This is a genomic window from Pedobacter sp. Bi126 (genome assembly GCF_918698245.1).
Classification (GTDB): domain Bacteria; phylum Bacteroidota; class Bacteroidia; order Sphingobacteriales; family Sphingobacteriaceae; genus Pedobacter.
Genome location: NZ_CAKKMS010000001.1, coordinates 551,480 through 566,589 on the forward strand (window position 1 = coordinate 551,480; position 15,110 = coordinate 566,589).

Sequence of the window (15,110 nt, forward strand, 5' to 3'; positions counted from 1 at the left end):
TTTTATAAATCCAATTTAAAGCCCAATACAAATGTTCTTGGGATGGTTAAATTGGCACCATCATAATATCCATTGTAGTTCACCAACTCAGGATCTACACCAGAAAATTTAGTAACGGTAAACAGGTTCATAGCTGTTGCATATAAATATGCCCTTTTAACCGTTTTTCCTGATTGTTTGAAGATTACTGTTTTACCAAAATCGTAACCAAGTGTTACCGACCTTAGTTTAAGGTATGATGCATCTTCTAAGAATAAATCCTGATCTGCACGGTAAGCATCAACATCACTCCATGGGTTATAAATTGGATATGTTTTCTCGTTATCGAATATCTGCCAGGAAGAAACCTCTTTTACCGAGTTGATATCGTTACCAGCTTCGCGGTTGATAAAACCATAGCGGGTAGCTTCGTATTGGTTAATGGCTTTTTGTCCAAGTGCAAATATAAAGTTGAAATTCAGGTCGAAACTTTTATAAGCGATTGTATTGTTCCATCCACCTACAAATTTCGGCAACCTATCTCCAGTTAAAACCTTATCCTTGCTATCTATGCGGTTGTCGCCGTTATAGTCTACCCAATTTGGATCTCCAGCTTTCATCGGGATACCATTAAAAGTCCTACCAGCTGGCACCTCTGTATTGGTATTATAAATACCATTATTGGTATATAACCAATAACTTCCAACAGGTTTACCAACAGCTAATTTGTTATCTCCACTAATTACCTCTGTTAAACCATTTGGTAATGCCTTAACTTCATTCTTGTTATAGTTGATATTTAAGGTAGTATTCCAGTTTAACCCTTTTGGTTGGCTAATAATCACACCATTCAACATTAATTCTAAACCTTTATTATTAATGTCCAATCCTGATTGGTAGTTAACACTATAACCTGTTTCGAAAGGAACCGGAACGCCAATAATATTGTTATTATCGTTGCGGTTATAAGCCGAGATAGCTGCATTGATTCTATTTTTCAAGAAAGATGCATCTAAAGTAATATTGGTACGATCAGAAAAAGGTAAGGTGATACCATATCCAATAAACCCGCTCTCATATGGTCTGTTAATTCCTAACCTTCCACCATACCCAGGAATAGTTGGTTCTTCAAACCAGCCATTTTCTGAACGGTACTGAGGACCAGCAGCATACCTGTCATCAAGAAAAATTCTCAGGTTTCTACCCCATCCAGCACTAAGATTAAGGTTATCAAAAAAAGTATTGTTCTTTAAAAACTGTTCTTTTAAATTAAATGTAGCATTGAAAGCTGGCGTAGTTACCCATCTGCTATCAGGCTGGCCATTCGATGCTCCATCTCTTCTTAGCAATGCATTTATATTTAACAAGTTTTTATAGCTATACTTGGCAGAGCCATAGAAAGACATTAAATTATTTCTTTCCTTATCTATATACCTGAAAACATAAAACTCACCTCTGGCTAAAGTATTCAGGTAATCTTCGTTATAGGCTCCATTAATAAACTCCCGACCATCAACAAAGTTTAGTTTTACATAATCGTTAGGACCATTGTAGGCTCTGGCATAATTATATTTATAGGTATCGCCCTGAAAGCTCTCTCCTATTTCGAAATCAACAGTATTCGCTTTGTTAATTTCATATTTATAAGAAACGGTATTACTTTGCAATAAACGTTGGCTATAACCGAAATAGTTTGATACATAACTTACACCATCCATTAAGGTAGAAGGTGTAAAATAATCCCTAACCCCTTCATTGTAGTCAAAAATCAAACTAGATGAAATAATAAACTTGTTAACCCTGGCGCTTAATATCAAATTCCCATTTAAAATGGTATTGCGGTTATTGTCTACATTTTTATCATTCTCATTTAGGAAACTTCCATAAATAGAAGAATTAGGAGATAAAGGACTAGTTAAATCGGGGATATACCTTGTTTCTGCAAAACGATCGCGTAAACTTTTATTTCTGGTCCGATCTAAACGGGCAGCATTTACACTACTCGAAACAGTAAGCCATTTAAATGGCGCCATATTAATACCAAAAAATAAATTGTACTTATTGATATTGGTATCATCAGCACTACCCGCATTTTGGGTACCCGAACCAAAAAATCTAAAGTTTGCCCGATCACCACCACCTGTAATACCTAAATCAGCAGAAAAGGTTGGTGTATTCTGATAGTATAAATCATTCCAGTTTGATGGCCCATAATATGCAGTATTAGTCGAATCTCTTAAATAAGATGCATAACCTGCATAATTTTCGGCAGAGGCATATTTCTGATAAAAAGGTTTACGGAAATTATTTTCATAAACACCATTAACAGTATTTACTTTTGGCGCGGTTACAAACCCAAAATAGGCATTTGCACTTATATCTCTAAGTCCGGCTGCTCTCGCATTTTTCGTAGTAATATAAATAGCACCATTTGCTGCATTTGGCCCAAGTTTAGCCAATTCAAACGGATCTTTAATTACAGAGATAGACTGTATATTATCTATACTGATCTGTGAAAGTAAATTAGTAGCAGGGCCAATCCTGTTAAAATCGTATTTCTGTACATCAAAAGCAAAAGGATTATCCTGAACCAATGGAACACCATTTAGGTACACTGCCGGTTGCAGTGCATAAATATCCTTTTTAGTAAACAATACACCTGATGCACCCTGCACAATAATACTTTGCTCAGTTCCAGGTTCGCCGTTTGGTTCCTGTACATAAACTCCAGCCAAATTACCTTTAACAATTTGCTGTAATGATAAATTCGGAACAGGTGTTGAGGAACGGATGTTAATCGTATCGCGTACCGTTTTAAATTTCTGTAATGCTCTAACCATTTGGCCAATTGTATCGGTTTTAATGGAATAAGCGGACGAATCTTTTTTAGCTTTTGTTGTATCTTGTTGAAAAACAAAATAACTGCCATTAGCCGTTTTAAGCCATGCCCCATGGGCATGTAAAGATTGTAATCCAAAAACAGATAAAAACAAGGCAATACAAACGCTTGTATAAATTTTAGCCATTTTATTAGTTTAATTAAAAGTTTAAGTGTTTAAAGAAGAAACTCGATTTGGTAAAATACAGTTAAGAAATTGTCCCTATTTGAGATTTTGGGCAAAGCAATGCCTGAAGACAAAAAGTAAAATTTTTGATCATGGAATGTGGTTTAAGATTGATTAATATTAATTCTTAATGCAACCTAATCGTGCATCAGAATGATTAGTTTTTGTTTGCTTGTTTGTTATATACCTTGGTTAGAGGTTCTTTGGTTATTTTACTTATTATTTGTTTTCTTGCTAGTTGACAAGATTCTTTACGCTCGTAATACTAAAATAAAATATCGGCTAGTTATGATTTGTTAATGCAAGGTATATATTAAGAAAGTTGTTTTTTATTTTTTCTTAACGCAAACGTTTGCTTAAAAAATGCGTAATAAGCTAAGCCATAAATGGCTATACACATTGAACGGCGGTATTAATCAACTAATTTTTGTTTTTTTTATAAACGATATTCTAATAATCAATAACTGTTAAGGAAAAAGCTTTAAATGATAGTTTGATAGGTTACTGAAATTAGGCTTAAAGAATCATATTCAGCCTCGCTTGTGCCCAGAAATGCTATATCATTTTTATAAATTTTGTAATTCTAAAAAGACATTGCGCAAATTAAGCGCAAACGTTTGTTTTTTTACACAAAACAAGCTCCAACACTCCGTTAGGCAGTTTTTTCTTTAAAAGCAATTAAATAAGGTATACTATTTTAAGTAATTTCTGTTCTTAATTATCAAATAAATCAAACATCAACATAATAACCAACTTTTTAAAAAAGCTGCTGTCTATAACCTTGAAAAACAATTAATAATCCATTTTACCAGCTGTTTTTTGTAGAAGCACACTAATTGATTTCATAAATCAAGCTTTCTCTTAGCTGCAGCATTCGTTTCAGCAAAAAATATATTTAGTAATATTTCTAAGTAGGAGATTTTATTAAGTAAGCCCGTTCTCTTCTAAAACACGCTTCAATACAGCTTCAGATGCAGCCTCACAAAAGTCGATTCCGGAATAATCGGGGTTATAACCACCAATGTACGGAACGGCCATAATATAGATTCTTTCATTCACTTGTCCCGCTTCATTAACCACTTGAAAATGATCGTTGATGGTGATACCAGGTACAGTTAAAAAGTAAGTATTGCCTTTTCTTATCACTAAATCATTATGCTTCATTTCTGCTTTTCCGATCTTAGCAGACTGGAATTGCAACATGGCCGGACTAACTGTTCCATTTTTGATTAAACTTTTAAATGGAAAATCATCGAAAGAAAGATGTGGCTGACCAACACAATCGATAAAGGTGTCGAAGTGAACGGTTATCTTTTGATCATCTACCTTATAATGATAATCTGCACCGCCTGTTTTTAAGGGTTCAACTTCAGCATCATCTCCAACTGCAACAATGCTCAACACACCAGCCTCATGAAGTGCCAATAATTCTCTGCACGAACTTTGGGGTACAAATGCAATTACAATAGAAATAAGAGGCATTAATACTTTTTGGAGCCGCTTCATATCTTCGGCAGAAAGGTACTTAGCAGGATAATTCATGGCAAAACTTAAAACAGCCAGGGCCTCTTTCCAATAAATAGATTTCCGCTTTTCTATTGATTTTTCGGCCTCCTCGTATTCTTTTTTAAAAAGGTCGAAAGGTTCTATTTTTTCTCTAAATGCCATCATGCCCCCCACAAACTCCTCGAGGTTCATTTCTTTAATCTGCTTATAAAAAACAGGATCTTTTTCAATGAACATTTCTTTGAAATTCTTTTCAAATACAAAATCCAAGGGTAAAAACCCTCCGTTCTTAGCTATACTCGCCTGAATTTCGGCTTTGCTGAGCGTTTCTTCCTTTCCTAAATGCGAATCTTCCAGATGAAAGCGGATAGCAGGTAATAAACCACTACGCGAATGCATTACAATTTTAAATCCCTTGCTTTCTAAATCATAAGCGTAGGTTCCATCTTCATTGTCTGTAAACTTTCCGTTTTGCCTTGCCAGCGTTCTTAAGGCATCAATCGCCGTTAACGATGAACCCATAATGCCAACAGCGTGGTCAAGTTTTAACGATATTTTTTTAGGTGGGTATGGAGAATCGAAATAATCAGGAATCCTGCCCTCATATTTTTTAGGCCAATTGTGCCCGGTAGAGATAATAACCTGATCGAAATAAAGTTTATCATGGTTTTGAACACATACGGCTACTTTATTGTCATCAGGAACATCAATAATATCTTCTACAATGCAATTTAAGTGGGCATTGGTTTTGATTCCTTTTTTAGCCGCAGCTTTTTTCAGGAGATTAAACTGAGCAGATAAGTATTCGCCAAAAAATAGCCTGGGCAATACTTTGTATTCGTCAAATTTCTCTTCGCTGATGTTAAACTTTTTTAAAATCGCTTTAGGTGCTATTTTTACCCAATCTTCTATAGAATTAAAAATGATCGGAATTTCGTTGTCTGATACATTGGTTATATGTTCTACATTAGCCCCTTCGGCACTATAAGGCATACCTGCTCCCAAATAATTTTTGCGTTCGAAGATGTCTATTTCAAAGTTGGTGGCTTTAGCTTCTGTTAATCTTTTATACATGAAAAGGCCACTTGGCCCACCGCCTATAATAGCGATTTTCTTTTTTGCTTTTTTAACATCCATTTATCGCTACCTTTATTTGTGCACCTTCATATAATCTTAAAAAGGTGAAATTGTTTTGCCTTTTTACCACAGAAACACGGAATAATTGTCCTGGTTGTCTTCCTGAGGGTTAATTTATCATATAAGAATTAATATAAGCGATGAGGAATCGTCATTGCGAAGCCAATTTTTCATTGGATGAAGCAATCTTAATGCGGTCGCTATAACACATATATGTCTATAAATTAAAGATTCTTCACTGCGTTCAGAATGACAGTAGAAAGAACTTCGGCATCTAGCTTTTTGTTCTTTGTGTTCTCCGCGGTTAAAAGAAGATAGGAAATCACAAACCAATTATGATTGTAGCTGTTAAAAGAAAAGGCAATTAAATATGGACGAACAGCAACCTAAACTATACATGCTTTTACTGGGATCGAAAGCACCAAAAAGAAATGTAGAACAGCACGATTATTTCTTTGGCATTGCCCATTCGCTTAAAGCGCTTGTTCCCGAAATTAAAGCTTTTTGGCCCGAAGCTGGAACCAGTATACATATAGATGGCTGGCGGGAAGTGAATAAGGTGGATAATTATGAAATCAACATTAAATTAAGAGAGAACCATACTGCCCTTTCTGCTAATAAACTATTTTTCATTAACCTTGGTGGCTACCAATCGCACCAACTATACGAACAACATTATATTGTTTTATCTGTACATGATGAAAGGGCCAAAGCTATACAGGAGGCGAAGAAAACGGTATTCTTTAAAACCAATTCGATAAAAGGCGCCAATGCCCACATCGATGAAAAGTATGGTGTTGATGTAGACGATATTTATAAAATTGAAGATATTTTAAGCGAAGAATCGAAAGAAAAATACCATATCGAAATAAAAACATCTTCAGGCGATTTACCTGAAGATGAAATTCATTTGGGTTATTTTAAACTAGATAAACTTTAATAGCGTTATTTTTTCGAAAGTTTTTTTAACCACGCCACTACATCAGCAGCTGCTTTATCATTTTCGAAACCCATTTCTTTTGGTAAACGTCCGTTAACATATTCATCGTACAGCCATGGGTCGGCAATGGCAATTACTGTTCCTTTACCATATTTAGCCGAAGCAATAACTGTTGCATTAGCCGCATTTTTCAAAACAGGTTTTGCATCATTCTTGGTTTCAATAGCGCAAACGTCTTTCATAAATATTTTTTGTGCCGTTTTAAATACAGGGTTGTTTTTGGTAGAAATGGCACCATCTTCAAAATGTTTATCATCAATAACATGGTTTTGCATCTCATTGCTAAAGTGCATACCAAATACATTCGCTAGTTTATTGAAGTGTGGCAACTCAACGTTTGCACTATCGTTAGCAAACATTACCAATATGCCTCCTTGTTTTACCCATGCAGAAATTTCTGTAATATCTGCTGCCTGTATATAATTTGGTTTTGGATTTTCTTTTGGTCGGTCAGGATCTACAATTAGATATACATCAGTTCCTTTTAGCTTGGCTGCAGTAGGGGCTGTTTCTAAAGAATCTAACTTAAAGCCTTGTTTCTTAAAAATGTTTCCTAAAATAAAGAAATTCCCATAATCGCTTTTGCCCCATAAATAATGAAAACGCTCTACCTCTCCAGCTTTATTTTTTCGGGTTTCGCGATTAAAAAAATAATCTAAAGTAACGGTTTGTGCACTCGCCAGAACAGATGAGCAGATTAAAATAGAAAGTGTGCAAACTCTAAAAAGCATTTTCATAAATTATATCGGGTTAAATTGTAAATATCAATAACCCAAAAGTATAAAATTTAACCATAATGAAATTGCGATAGTCAACGCTATAGGCATAATTAAGGATAAAACTTACTCAACGTAAAGCTAAATTGATTTACCACAACAAAAAAAATACCGTGCCACCCTTAAAATCAATATAACAGGTTTAGAGCCAATGCAGGTAATCTTGCTCTCCATCATTTTTTTTCTTATTTACTTTAAGGCGCTTTTTGTACAAAGCCACTAAAAAGAAAGCAATTATCAGAAAGGTAGCACCTATCTGCGCAATACTTTCTAAATCAAGATCGAACATATCGTTTCTTTTATAGGTTTAACTATTAATTTACCCTTACCTGTTCTCCTTTCGCCGTTATGGCCACCGGGCTACTCGCCATAAATCCCTGAGGGATCTTAGGCGCTATCCAGGTAGATTTGGGCGGCAAAAACTCACCCTTTTCTGCTGTAGTAATAAATGCATCCGCTGTCATCGGAAAAAGAGAAAAACCAATTGACGTTTCATCGTGGTTCAGCGCTTCAAGAAATTGAGACCATTTGCAATCCGGAAAGCAGACTAGTCTTTCGTCTTCCTTTGGTTTATTGATACCCAGCACGGCCGACAGGATTTTATTTTGTAAAATCACCGTATCTGGCACTTCTGACAGTGCAGTAGAAGCTTTATTTAAATCCAGTTGGTACCATTCGCCTTTAAAAAAAAGGCCTAACCTGTTCTTCTGATCAGGTTTATAAGCTTTGTTATTGGGAATTTTTGAGATATAATAATAAGCTTTCAGTTTTTCCATCAGCAGCGAATAAGAAATATCTACACCCGAAACCATTCTGTGAAAGGCACCTATCGAAATTACATCGGCAGAAACAAATAGCGAACTGATCTGCTGAGCTGTGTTTTTCTGCAACGAACAGGCAGCTTCCAAACGATGATGACCATCGGCAAGGTAAACCGCATGAAGTTTCATAAACGCTTCAACAAATTTTTCAATAACATCTTCTTCCAATACCTGATAAAGAAAATGTCCCATTTGCGACCATTCGCTTACCAAAGGTTTACGCGTACGCACCACAAAATCGATAAGCGCATCTAAAGTTTTATCTTTTTTATGGACCAATAAAATTGGTGATTTTTGCGTTGCTTTATTTTTAAGATCTATTTTAAGTGATTCTACTTTCGACGATACCGTTTCTTCGTGCCTTTTTATTGCATTTACCGGTGTTTGAGAGAGATCGGTAGCTGCCCAAATCCCCCTCATTATACCAAATTCGCTACGGAACTCGTAAATATAAATAGCAGGCCGATCATCCAAAGGACATCCGAATAGATTAAGCAGGTCTTCAAACGACAGCTGCTCATTTTTATGCACCTTACCGTTTACCTGATCAGAAATCATCAGATCAAAGATGTCTTTACCTGGCTGTAATGCCTTTAATGGAGAGATTTTTATCATCGTTTAACGGATTATTCGAGTTCAAGAACTGTTTTATCACTGTATATTTTTTCAAAACTGACCATTGCATTTACCAATACTTCAACGCTCGATAATGGAAGCGCATTGTAAAGTGAAGCCCTAAATCCACCAACTGTTCTATAGCCTTTTATGCCTACAATTCCCTGGTCTGCTGCAAATTTTAAAAACCCGGTCTCTACCTCTTTGTTAATGGCTAAGAAAGTAACGTTCATTCGAGAACGATGCTCAACATCGGCCGTACCGTAAAAAAGCGGATTCCGGTCTATTTCGGCATATAATAATTTTGCTTTTTCTATATTTCTTTGTTCTATTCCACTAACACCACCCTGATCTTTCAGCCACAATAAATTAAGCATGGCCACATAAATAGAAAAAACCGGTGGTGTATTGTACATGCTCATATTATCGCGGAATACCCGATAATCCAACATTGACGGGATTTCTTTTTTGGCCTGGTTAAGGAATTCATTTTTAGCAATGACCAAGGTCATCCCAGCTGGCCCCATATTCTTTTGCGCTCCTGCATAAATAAGATCAAAATCGGTGATGTTAATTTTTCTGGAAAAAATATCTGATGACATATCGCATATAAACGGCACACCCGCAGTAGGGAAATCAAATATTTCTGTCCCCTCAATCGTATTATTTGAAGTACAATGCAGGTATGCAGCTTGCTTATCGTTATTAAACTCAGCTGGGATATAAGCATAATCTTTATCTTTCGAAGAAGCCACGATCTCTACTTCGCCAAACAAATTGGCCTCTTTAATGGCTTTTTGCGCAAAATATCCTGTATCAAGATAAGCAGCTTTTTTTCCTTCACTCAAAAAATTCATCGGAACCATAGCAAATTGTGTACTGGCCCCACCCTGTAAAAAAAGCACCGAATACTGATCTGGAACAGACAATAACTCGCGCACCAAAAGCTGAGTTTTAAGTACCACATCTTCAAATTCTGATGATCGATGAGAAACTTCTAAAATAGATAAACCCATCCCTCCCCAATTGATTACGGCCTGAGCAGCTTGCTCCATTACAGATGACGGCAATATGCATGGGCCGGCACCGAAATTGTGTTTTTTATGCATGAGAAAAATAATATTCGGTTAAATTAATTATAGTGTAAAGATCAGTAGTTAAGCAAATTATACCGCAACAACTTATTTTTTTGGTAAAAATTATTTTTTATCAAACCCTAAACATCCTAAAAATTTGGTTTATCATATCAGGAAAATAAGCTGACAGAATATAATTTTTATTCCCGCTCCATAATTTCCACCATTATTGTAATATATACACTAAGTATGTTTTTAAAAAACGAGAATAAATTAACCTAAATATACCTTATTTTAACTATTTTTAGGCTTTACAAAGGCGAACAAAAAAGAAACAATTATACACTAAGTATTTACATGCAACCTCAAAAAGTTGATCAGACTGATATCGAAATCCTAAATCTTTTACAACGTGATGGATTATTAACCTATAAAGAAGTTTCGGGAAAGCTTAGAAAAAGCATGTCCCATATTGTAGACCGCATTAAAAAACTGCGGTCAAATGGCTACATCAAATCAACAGTTGCCATTGTAGACATCGATAAACTGAGGTCGCATTTTATAGCCTTTCCGCACATTCAGCTTACCACACATTCGGAAGATATTGTAAGGGCATTTAAGGCCGAAATGGAAAAATACACAGAAGTGATGGAATGTTATCACCTTACCGGGCATTTCGATTTTATGCTTAAAGTAGCCATGCCCGATATGGTCTCTTACAACAATTTCCTGAGAGATAATATAGGCGCACTGGCTTATGTTGGCAATATTCAGAGCTTTTTGGTGCTTAATCAATCTAAAGCCGAAACCGCGTATGCTTTGTAGACTGGTTAACCGGTTAATCGATTCCAAATTAGCTGCCTAATCCTCAATATCCAGTTTGAAGTGGTCTAATAAACCCGAAAGGTTAGTGGATGAAAATCTAGCTTTTTTCATGTTGTTCAACGCGGGGTCGAAAGAAAAATTCCTTGCGGTGCGGAAATCAGTTTTTTCCAGAATTGTGCGGTTAAAAGAGGTTGCCGTGAGGTCGCAATTATTAAAAACAGCTGAAGATAAATCGGCAGATTCGAAATCGACTTCCTTTAGCGAGCAGTTAATAAAATTCGTTTTCCTGAGCTTGGCACCATAAAAAACAGAATAATCCAAAATACAACCCTTAAAAGAAAAGGAGAACATAAATTTATTGCAGGTAGAAAAATCAATACCCAGTATTTTACAGTCTGTGAATGTAATGTTACTAAAACCTGTACCTGTTACCTGAGTGAGCGAGAAATTACAATGGTTAAATTCACAGTCAACAAAATCGTTATGGCTTAAGTTGCTTTTAGAAAAATCGCACCTTATAAATTCACACTTAATAAACTCTCGCTTTTGCAGCTGTTTACCCGCGTAATTGATATCGGTAAAAATTTTATTTTGATGAACGGTTGTTTCGCTGGGTTCTTGCATAAAATTATAGTTTGACAACTGTGGCAGAAAAAGATATTTCAGCTTAAAGTTTAATGAGCGTTTCTAAAATCCGTTGCTTTTTCTTGTCACTGATATCATAAACTCCAAGGTTATCCGAATACCATAATCCATCGGCAACAAGCATCACAATCAGGTGTTTTATGCCCTGCTCGCTATCATCACCATGACCAATGTGCGTACTAAACCATTCACCCCAGCCTTTACGGTACGCTGGATTGATGAGAATAACCTGAGTAATAATTTTCATCGTTCTTCTATAAAACAGGTCGTTACTTTTACCAATAATAAAGCGCAGGAAAGCCAAACTTCCCACCTCCTTACCCGACGACTTTTTTTCTTCTACAATCCACTCAGTAAGCTCGACCAAACTTTGGTTCATCAATTCTTTTAGCAGATCTTCTTTGTTACGGAAATGGTGGATAATCCCCCCCTTGCTCAAACCCGTTTTATCGGCAATTGCCTGAAACGTAACACGATGCCAATCTGATGCGCCGATTTCTGCCGCTGCTGCTAAAATAAGTTGTTTGCTTACCTCAGGCTCTTTTTTTCTTTTATAGGGGTTTTCCATACAACAAAGATACCGAACGTTTGGTTTGTTTACAAATTATTATTACGTTTGCATAGACAAAAGATCAGCTTCAGCTATGGATTGATCTTGAAAATCCATTAACTATTCCTAAAAATATGTCCAGATACGTCACCATCATCTCTACCATTATCGAAAATGCAAACGATAAGAGTCTTGTTGCCCTGGCCATTGCAGGCTTGGATGGCGTTTCTGAATGGTCTATCGATCTGGACGACATTGACAAAGTAATACGGATTGTTTCAGTGTGGGATATCAGTACAGCATGTTGCGAAAAATTGGCGCTGTTTGGGATAAAAGCATCGGTAATGCAGATTTTTGATGATCGTTATCACCTGATGTAGTGCGCTAAACCTGTCAGATGGTAACATCTGACAACACGAAAAAACAGTCAACTGGAAATTGCCAATTGCTAACTGTTTATCCCCATGGCGTACAGGATAATATTTACGCCGAACTTGGTATTGTCTTCAGCTAAAAAACGTTTGTTCCTGAAATCGTAATCCCATTCGCAACCATAATCTTTATTGCTATAAAGCACTCCTATCCTATTGTTAATGGTAATTGCTTTCAGGTAATCGTGCACAAGATCATCGCCCCAGCCGTTTAACTCGAAAGAAGTGGTTGGTGGTCCCTTCTCAAACTTAAAGAAAGAACTATAAATACCATGGTTATTAGGGATTTTCTTCAAAGCCTGAGGGCCAAAAAGGTTGCTCATTTGTGTTTCGAACGAACGGGCAAATAAACCATCAATATCATGATTGCAATCATCTACAAAAACGAAACCTCCGTTATGCACATAGGTTTTAAAATTTACTGCTTCTTGCTGACTAAATTGAACCAGTTTGTGCCCGCTTAAATAACAGAAAGGATATTTAAATAAATCGCGGCTGCTCAGCTCTACAATTTTCTCTTCTTCATCCAACGGAATGGTTGTATACTCGAGAAGAGAATTTAAGAGGTTAGAAGGCATGCGTTGATCGGTATCCCAATCGCCTGAATTATATTTTAACCTCGCAAATGTAAATTTAGCTCTCTGCATCACCCTAAAATTACCTTCATTTTTTATTATTCTGCTTTTTTATCTTAATTATCATGTAAATTTTTTGATATTCTTTTCTATAAGGCTAAAACTATCTATCAATATGCCCTATATTGAAGCACAATATCGTTATACTAAAAAATCAACCGTTTTGGAGCGTTCAGAAAGCAACCTAAAAATATTGATCGATAAGATCTCCCTTTTAAAAAGCGAAATACAAAAAGTAATTGTGGGTCAGGATGTGATCATTGAAGAAATGCTGATCGCTTTAATGGCTGGCGGACATTGTTTACTGGAAGGTGTACCGGGTTTGGCAAAAACTTTAATGGTAAGAACAATGTCTCAGGCTTTAGATCTTTCTTTTAGAAGAATCCAGTTTACACCCGACTTAATGCCTACCGATATTGTGGGCACCGAAATATTGGAAGAAGACCACGTAACGGGAAAACGTTTTTTTAAATTTAACAAAGGTCCTTTGTTTGCCAATATTATCCTGGCAGATGAGGTGAACAGAACGCCCCCAAAAACCCAATCGGCACTATTAGAGGCCATGCAGGAATTTGAAGTAACCTACGGTGGACAAACTTATCCTTTAGATCGGCCATTTTTTATTCTGGCTACGCAAAACCCGATTGAACAGGCCGGAACTTACCCCCTGCCTGAAGCACAGTTAGACCGTTTTCTTTTGTACATCAAAATCGGTTACCCAACGGCAGCCGAAGAAACTCAGATTTTAAGCAGTACAACGGGCAGTAAAAAAGCGGTGGTCAACCCGATTATCGGTGCAGAAGAAATCAAAGAACTGCAGGCCATTACCCGCGAAGTAAGCATCAGCGATGATTTAATTACTTATGTAAGCGAAATCATCCGCGCTACCCGACCTGATACCACCACTGTAAATTTTGTAAAAGAATGGGTGCGTTGGGGTGCAGGCCCAAGGGCCGGACAGGCACTGATTTTAACAGCAAAAGCAAGAGCCTTATTTAAAGGCAGGTATGCTGTAATAATGGAGGATTTACAGGCCATGGCTTATCCGGTACTTCGCCATCGGGTATTGATGAATTTTAAGGCAGAAGCCGAAAATGTTTCATCCGATAAAGTTACAGAAGAACTGATTAAAGCCATTTCGAAACCAAAAGCCAATATTTAATGAGTAAATTGCTCGATCCAAAAGTATTGATGGCCATTAAAGACCTTTCATTATCGGCTAAAATGACGATTGATGGTTTTATGAACGGCATTAATAAAAGTACCGTAAAGGGACCGGGATTGGAGTTTAGCCAATACAGAAGTTATCAACCCGGCGATGATTTACGATCGCTCGACTGGAAAATGTTTGCCCGCTCCGACCGTTATTATATCCGCGAATCGGAAGTGGAAACGAATATTGCCGTTCGCATATTAATAGATGCCAGTGCCTCGATGAACCATAGTGATGGCGATTTTACCAAAATAGATTATGCAAAATATCTTAGTGCATCTTTAGCTTACCTCGCCAATTTACAGGGCGATGCCATTGGTTTATATGTACTGAAAAATTCAGGGATTTTTTCCATGACCCCAAAGCAGGATTACCAGCATTTGGCCCGGTTGTTTTACCAGTTGGAGCAGATCAATCCCAATGGAGCATTCACCAAACCCATTCATTATAAAGAATTGTTTGCCGGAGCCCAAAAACGCGAATTGCTGATTTTCATCACCGATCTTTATCAAAAAGAAGATGAAATAATCAAGTTATTGGATACATTGAATACTTTAAGACACGAGATCGTGGTTTTTCATGTGTTATCAAGAAATGAACTGAATCTTGATTTTAAAGGTTACAGCACTTTCGAAGACCTGGAAACAGGAGAAACCATTCAGATTGATCAAACCAAAGCGAGGGCCAATTATCAAAACAAGCTTAATGCTTACCTGGAAGAAACCAGGACAAAGCTGCTTGATAGAAGGATTTTTTACCGGACAATTACAACCGATGAACCTTTAGACCAGGCATTGAGGGATTTTTTAAAACAAAGAAGTAAACTTAGAATTTAA

General features: G+C 36.6%; 14 protein-coding genes. 5 read left to right on the top strand and 9 right to left on the bottom strand.

The genetic code is table 11. From position 1 onward, the window contains the following. Positions 1–2: 2 nt before the first annotated feature. Positions 3–3,005, bottom strand: coding sequence for a TonB-dependent receptor plug domain-containing protein (locus LQ201_RS02060; protein WP_230143879.1), 3,003 nt, complete (start codon positions 3,003–3,005; stop codon positions 3–5). A gap of 963 nt (positions 3,006–3,968) precedes the next feature. Next, entirely contained in the window at positions 3,969–5,687 is a 1,719-nt protein-coding gene (locus tag LQ201_RS02065; protein ID WP_230143877.1) for an FAD/NAD(P)-binding protein, read from the bottom strand. Positions 5,688–6,057: 370 nt separating this feature from the next. Between LQ201_RS02065 and LQ201_RS02070 the strand changes: the two genes are divergently transcribed. After that, positions 6,058–6,627 (top strand): DUF1543 domain-containing protein, encoded by a 570-nt coding sequence (locus tag LQ201_RS02070; RefSeq protein WP_230143874.1) that lies wholly within the window; start codon positions 6,058–6,060, stop codon positions 6,625–6,627. Positions 6,628–6,632: 5 nt separating this feature from the next. On the opposite strand, the gene LQ201_RS02075 is transcribed toward LQ201_RS02070, so the two are convergent. The 4 genes from LQ201_RS02075 to serC all read right to left on the bottom strand — a co-directional run bounded on the left by LQ201_RS02075 (position 6,633) and on the right by serC (position 10,008). Next, on the bottom strand, positions 6,633–7,418 hold the full coding sequence (locus LQ201_RS02075; protein WP_230143872.1) for a lacto-N-biose phosphorylase central domain-containing protein: 786 nt from the start codon (positions 7,416–7,418) through the stop codon (positions 6,633–6,635). A gap of 187 nt (positions 7,419–7,605) precedes the next feature. Then, positions 7,606–7,752, bottom strand: coding sequence for a hypothetical protein (locus LQ201_RS02080; protein WP_165456383.1), 147 nt, complete (start codon positions 7,750–7,752; stop codon positions 7,606–7,608). 25 nt (positions 7,753–7,777) lie between these two features. Further along, complete coding sequence (locus tag LQ201_RS02085) at positions 7,778–8,899, bottom strand: DUF1015 family protein (protein ID WP_230143871.1); 1,122 nt, start codon at positions 8,897–8,899, stop codon at positions 7,778–7,780. A gap of 11 nt (positions 8,900–8,910) precedes the next feature. Beyond that, a complete protein-coding gene (gene serC / locus LQ201_RS02090; RefSeq protein ID WP_230143870.1) occupies positions 8,911–10,008 on the bottom strand; it encodes a 3-phosphoserine/phosphohydroxythreonine transaminase in 1,098 nt (365 codons plus the stop codon). Positions 10,009–10,332: 324 nt separating this feature from the next. Between serC and LQ201_RS02095 the strand changes: the two genes are divergently transcribed. Beyond that, positions 10,333–10,800, top strand: coding sequence for an Lrp/AsnC family transcriptional regulator (locus LQ201_RS02095; protein WP_230143869.1), 468 nt, complete (start codon positions 10,333–10,335; stop codon positions 10,798–10,800). A 36-nt stretch (positions 10,801–10,836) separates the two neighbouring features. On the opposite strand, the gene LQ201_RS02100 is transcribed toward LQ201_RS02095, so the two are convergent. Together LQ201_RS02100 and LQ201_RS02105 are read right to left on the bottom strand one after the other, a co-directional pair. Next, positions 10,837–11,424: a pentapeptide repeat-containing protein gene (locus tag LQ201_RS02100; RefSeq protein WP_230143868.1), complete on the bottom strand. Its 588-nt coding sequence runs from the start codon at positions 11,422–11,424 to the stop codon at positions 10,837–10,839. 43 nt (positions 11,425–11,467) lie between these two features. Next, the gene (locus tag LQ201_RS02105; RefSeq protein WP_230143867.1) at positions 11,468–12,013 is read right to left on the bottom strand and encodes a TetR/AcrR family transcriptional regulator; all 546 of its coding nucleotides are present in this window, start codon (positions 12,011–12,013) and stop codon (positions 11,468–11,470) included. A gap of 116 nt (positions 12,014–12,129) precedes the next feature. Between LQ201_RS02105 and LQ201_RS02110 the strand changes: the two genes are divergently transcribed. Beyond that, positions 12,130–12,375, top strand: coding sequence for a hypothetical protein (locus LQ201_RS02110; protein ID WP_230143866.1), 246 nt, complete (start codon positions 12,130–12,132; stop codon positions 12,373–12,375). 68 nt (positions 12,376–12,443) lie between these two features. Here LQ201_RS02110 and LQ201_RS02115 read toward each other — a convergent pair whose 3' ends face one another. After that, positions 12,444–13,073, bottom strand: a complete 630-nt coding sequence (locus tag LQ201_RS02115; protein WP_086545324.1) for a DUF4159 domain-containing protein — start codon at positions 13,071–13,073, stop codon at positions 12,444–12,446. A 103-nt stretch (positions 13,074–13,176) separates the two neighbouring features. Between LQ201_RS02115 and LQ201_RS02120 the strand changes: the two genes are divergently transcribed. Together LQ201_RS02120 and LQ201_RS02125 are read left to right on the top strand one after the other, a co-directional pair. Then, positions 13,177–14,223 carry a MoxR family ATPase gene (locus LQ201_RS02120; RefSeq protein WP_230143865.1) on the top strand — a complete coding sequence of 349 codons (1,047 nt, stop codon included), beginning with the start codon at positions 13,177–13,179 and terminating at the stop codon, positions 14,221–14,223. Further along, complete coding sequence (locus LQ201_RS02125; RefSeq protein ID WP_230143864.1) at positions 14,223–15,110, top strand: DUF58 domain-containing protein; 888 nt, start codon at positions 14,223–14,225, stop codon at positions 15,108–15,110. Before LQ201_RS02120 ends, LQ201_RS02125 begins: the two co-directional genes overlap by 1 nt.

What these genes read in the sequence shown, in the direction of transcription:
- LQ201_RS02060 (WP_230143879.1), bottom strand. Translation starts at nt 3,005, where the DNA reads ATGGCTAAAATTTATACAAGCGTTTGTATTGCCTTGTTTTTATCTGTT.
- LQ201_RS02065 (WP_230143877.1), bottom strand. Translation starts at nt 5,687, where the DNA reads ATGGATGTTAAAAAAGCAAAAAAGAAAATCGCTATTATAGGCGGTGGG.
- LQ201_RS02070 (WP_230143874.1), top strand. Translation starts at nt 6,058, where the DNA reads ATGGACGAACAGCAACCTAAACTATACATGCTTTTACTGGGATCGAAA.
- LQ201_RS02075 (WP_230143872.1), bottom strand. Translation starts at nt 7,418, where the DNA reads ATGCTTTTTAGAGTTTGCACACTTTCTATTTTAATCTGCTCATCTGTT.
- LQ201_RS02080 (WP_165456383.1), bottom strand. Translation starts at nt 7,752, where the DNA reads ATGTTCGATCTTGATTTAGAAAGTATTGCGCAGATAGGTGCTACCTTT.
- LQ201_RS02085 (WP_230143871.1), bottom strand. Translation starts at nt 8,899, where the DNA reads ATGATAAAAATCTCTCCATTAAAGGCATTACAGCCAGGTAAAGACATC.
- serC (WP_230143870.1), bottom strand. Translation starts at nt 10,008, where the DNA reads ATGCATAAAAAACACAATTTCGGTGCCGGCCCATGCATATTGCCGTCA.
- LQ201_RS02095 (WP_230143869.1), top strand. Translation starts at nt 10,333, where the DNA reads ATGCAACCTCAAAAAGTTGATCAGACTGATATCGAAATCCTAAATCTT.
- LQ201_RS02100 (WP_230143868.1), bottom strand. Translation starts at nt 11,424, where the DNA reads ATGCAAGAACCCAGCGAAACAACCGTTCATCAAAATAAAATTTTTACC.
- LQ201_RS02105 (WP_230143867.1), bottom strand. Translation starts at nt 12,013, where the DNA reads ATGGAAAACCCCTATAAAAGAAAAAAAGAGCCTGAGGTAAGCAAACAA.
- LQ201_RS02110 (WP_230143866.1), top strand. Translation starts at nt 12,130, where the DNA reads ATGTCCAGATACGTCACCATCATCTCTACCATTATCGAAAATGCAAAC.
- LQ201_RS02115 (WP_086545324.1), bottom strand. Translation starts at nt 13,073, where the DNA reads ATGCAGAGAGCTAAATTTACATTTGCGAGGTTAAAATATAATTCAGGC.
- LQ201_RS02120 (WP_230143865.1), top strand. Translation starts at nt 13,177, where the DNA reads ATGCCCTATATTGAAGCACAATATCGTTATACTAAAAAATCAACCGTT.
- LQ201_RS02125 (WP_230143864.1), top strand. Translation starts at nt 14,223, where the DNA reads ATGAGTAAATTGCTCGATCCAAAAGTATTGATGGCCATTAAAGACCTT.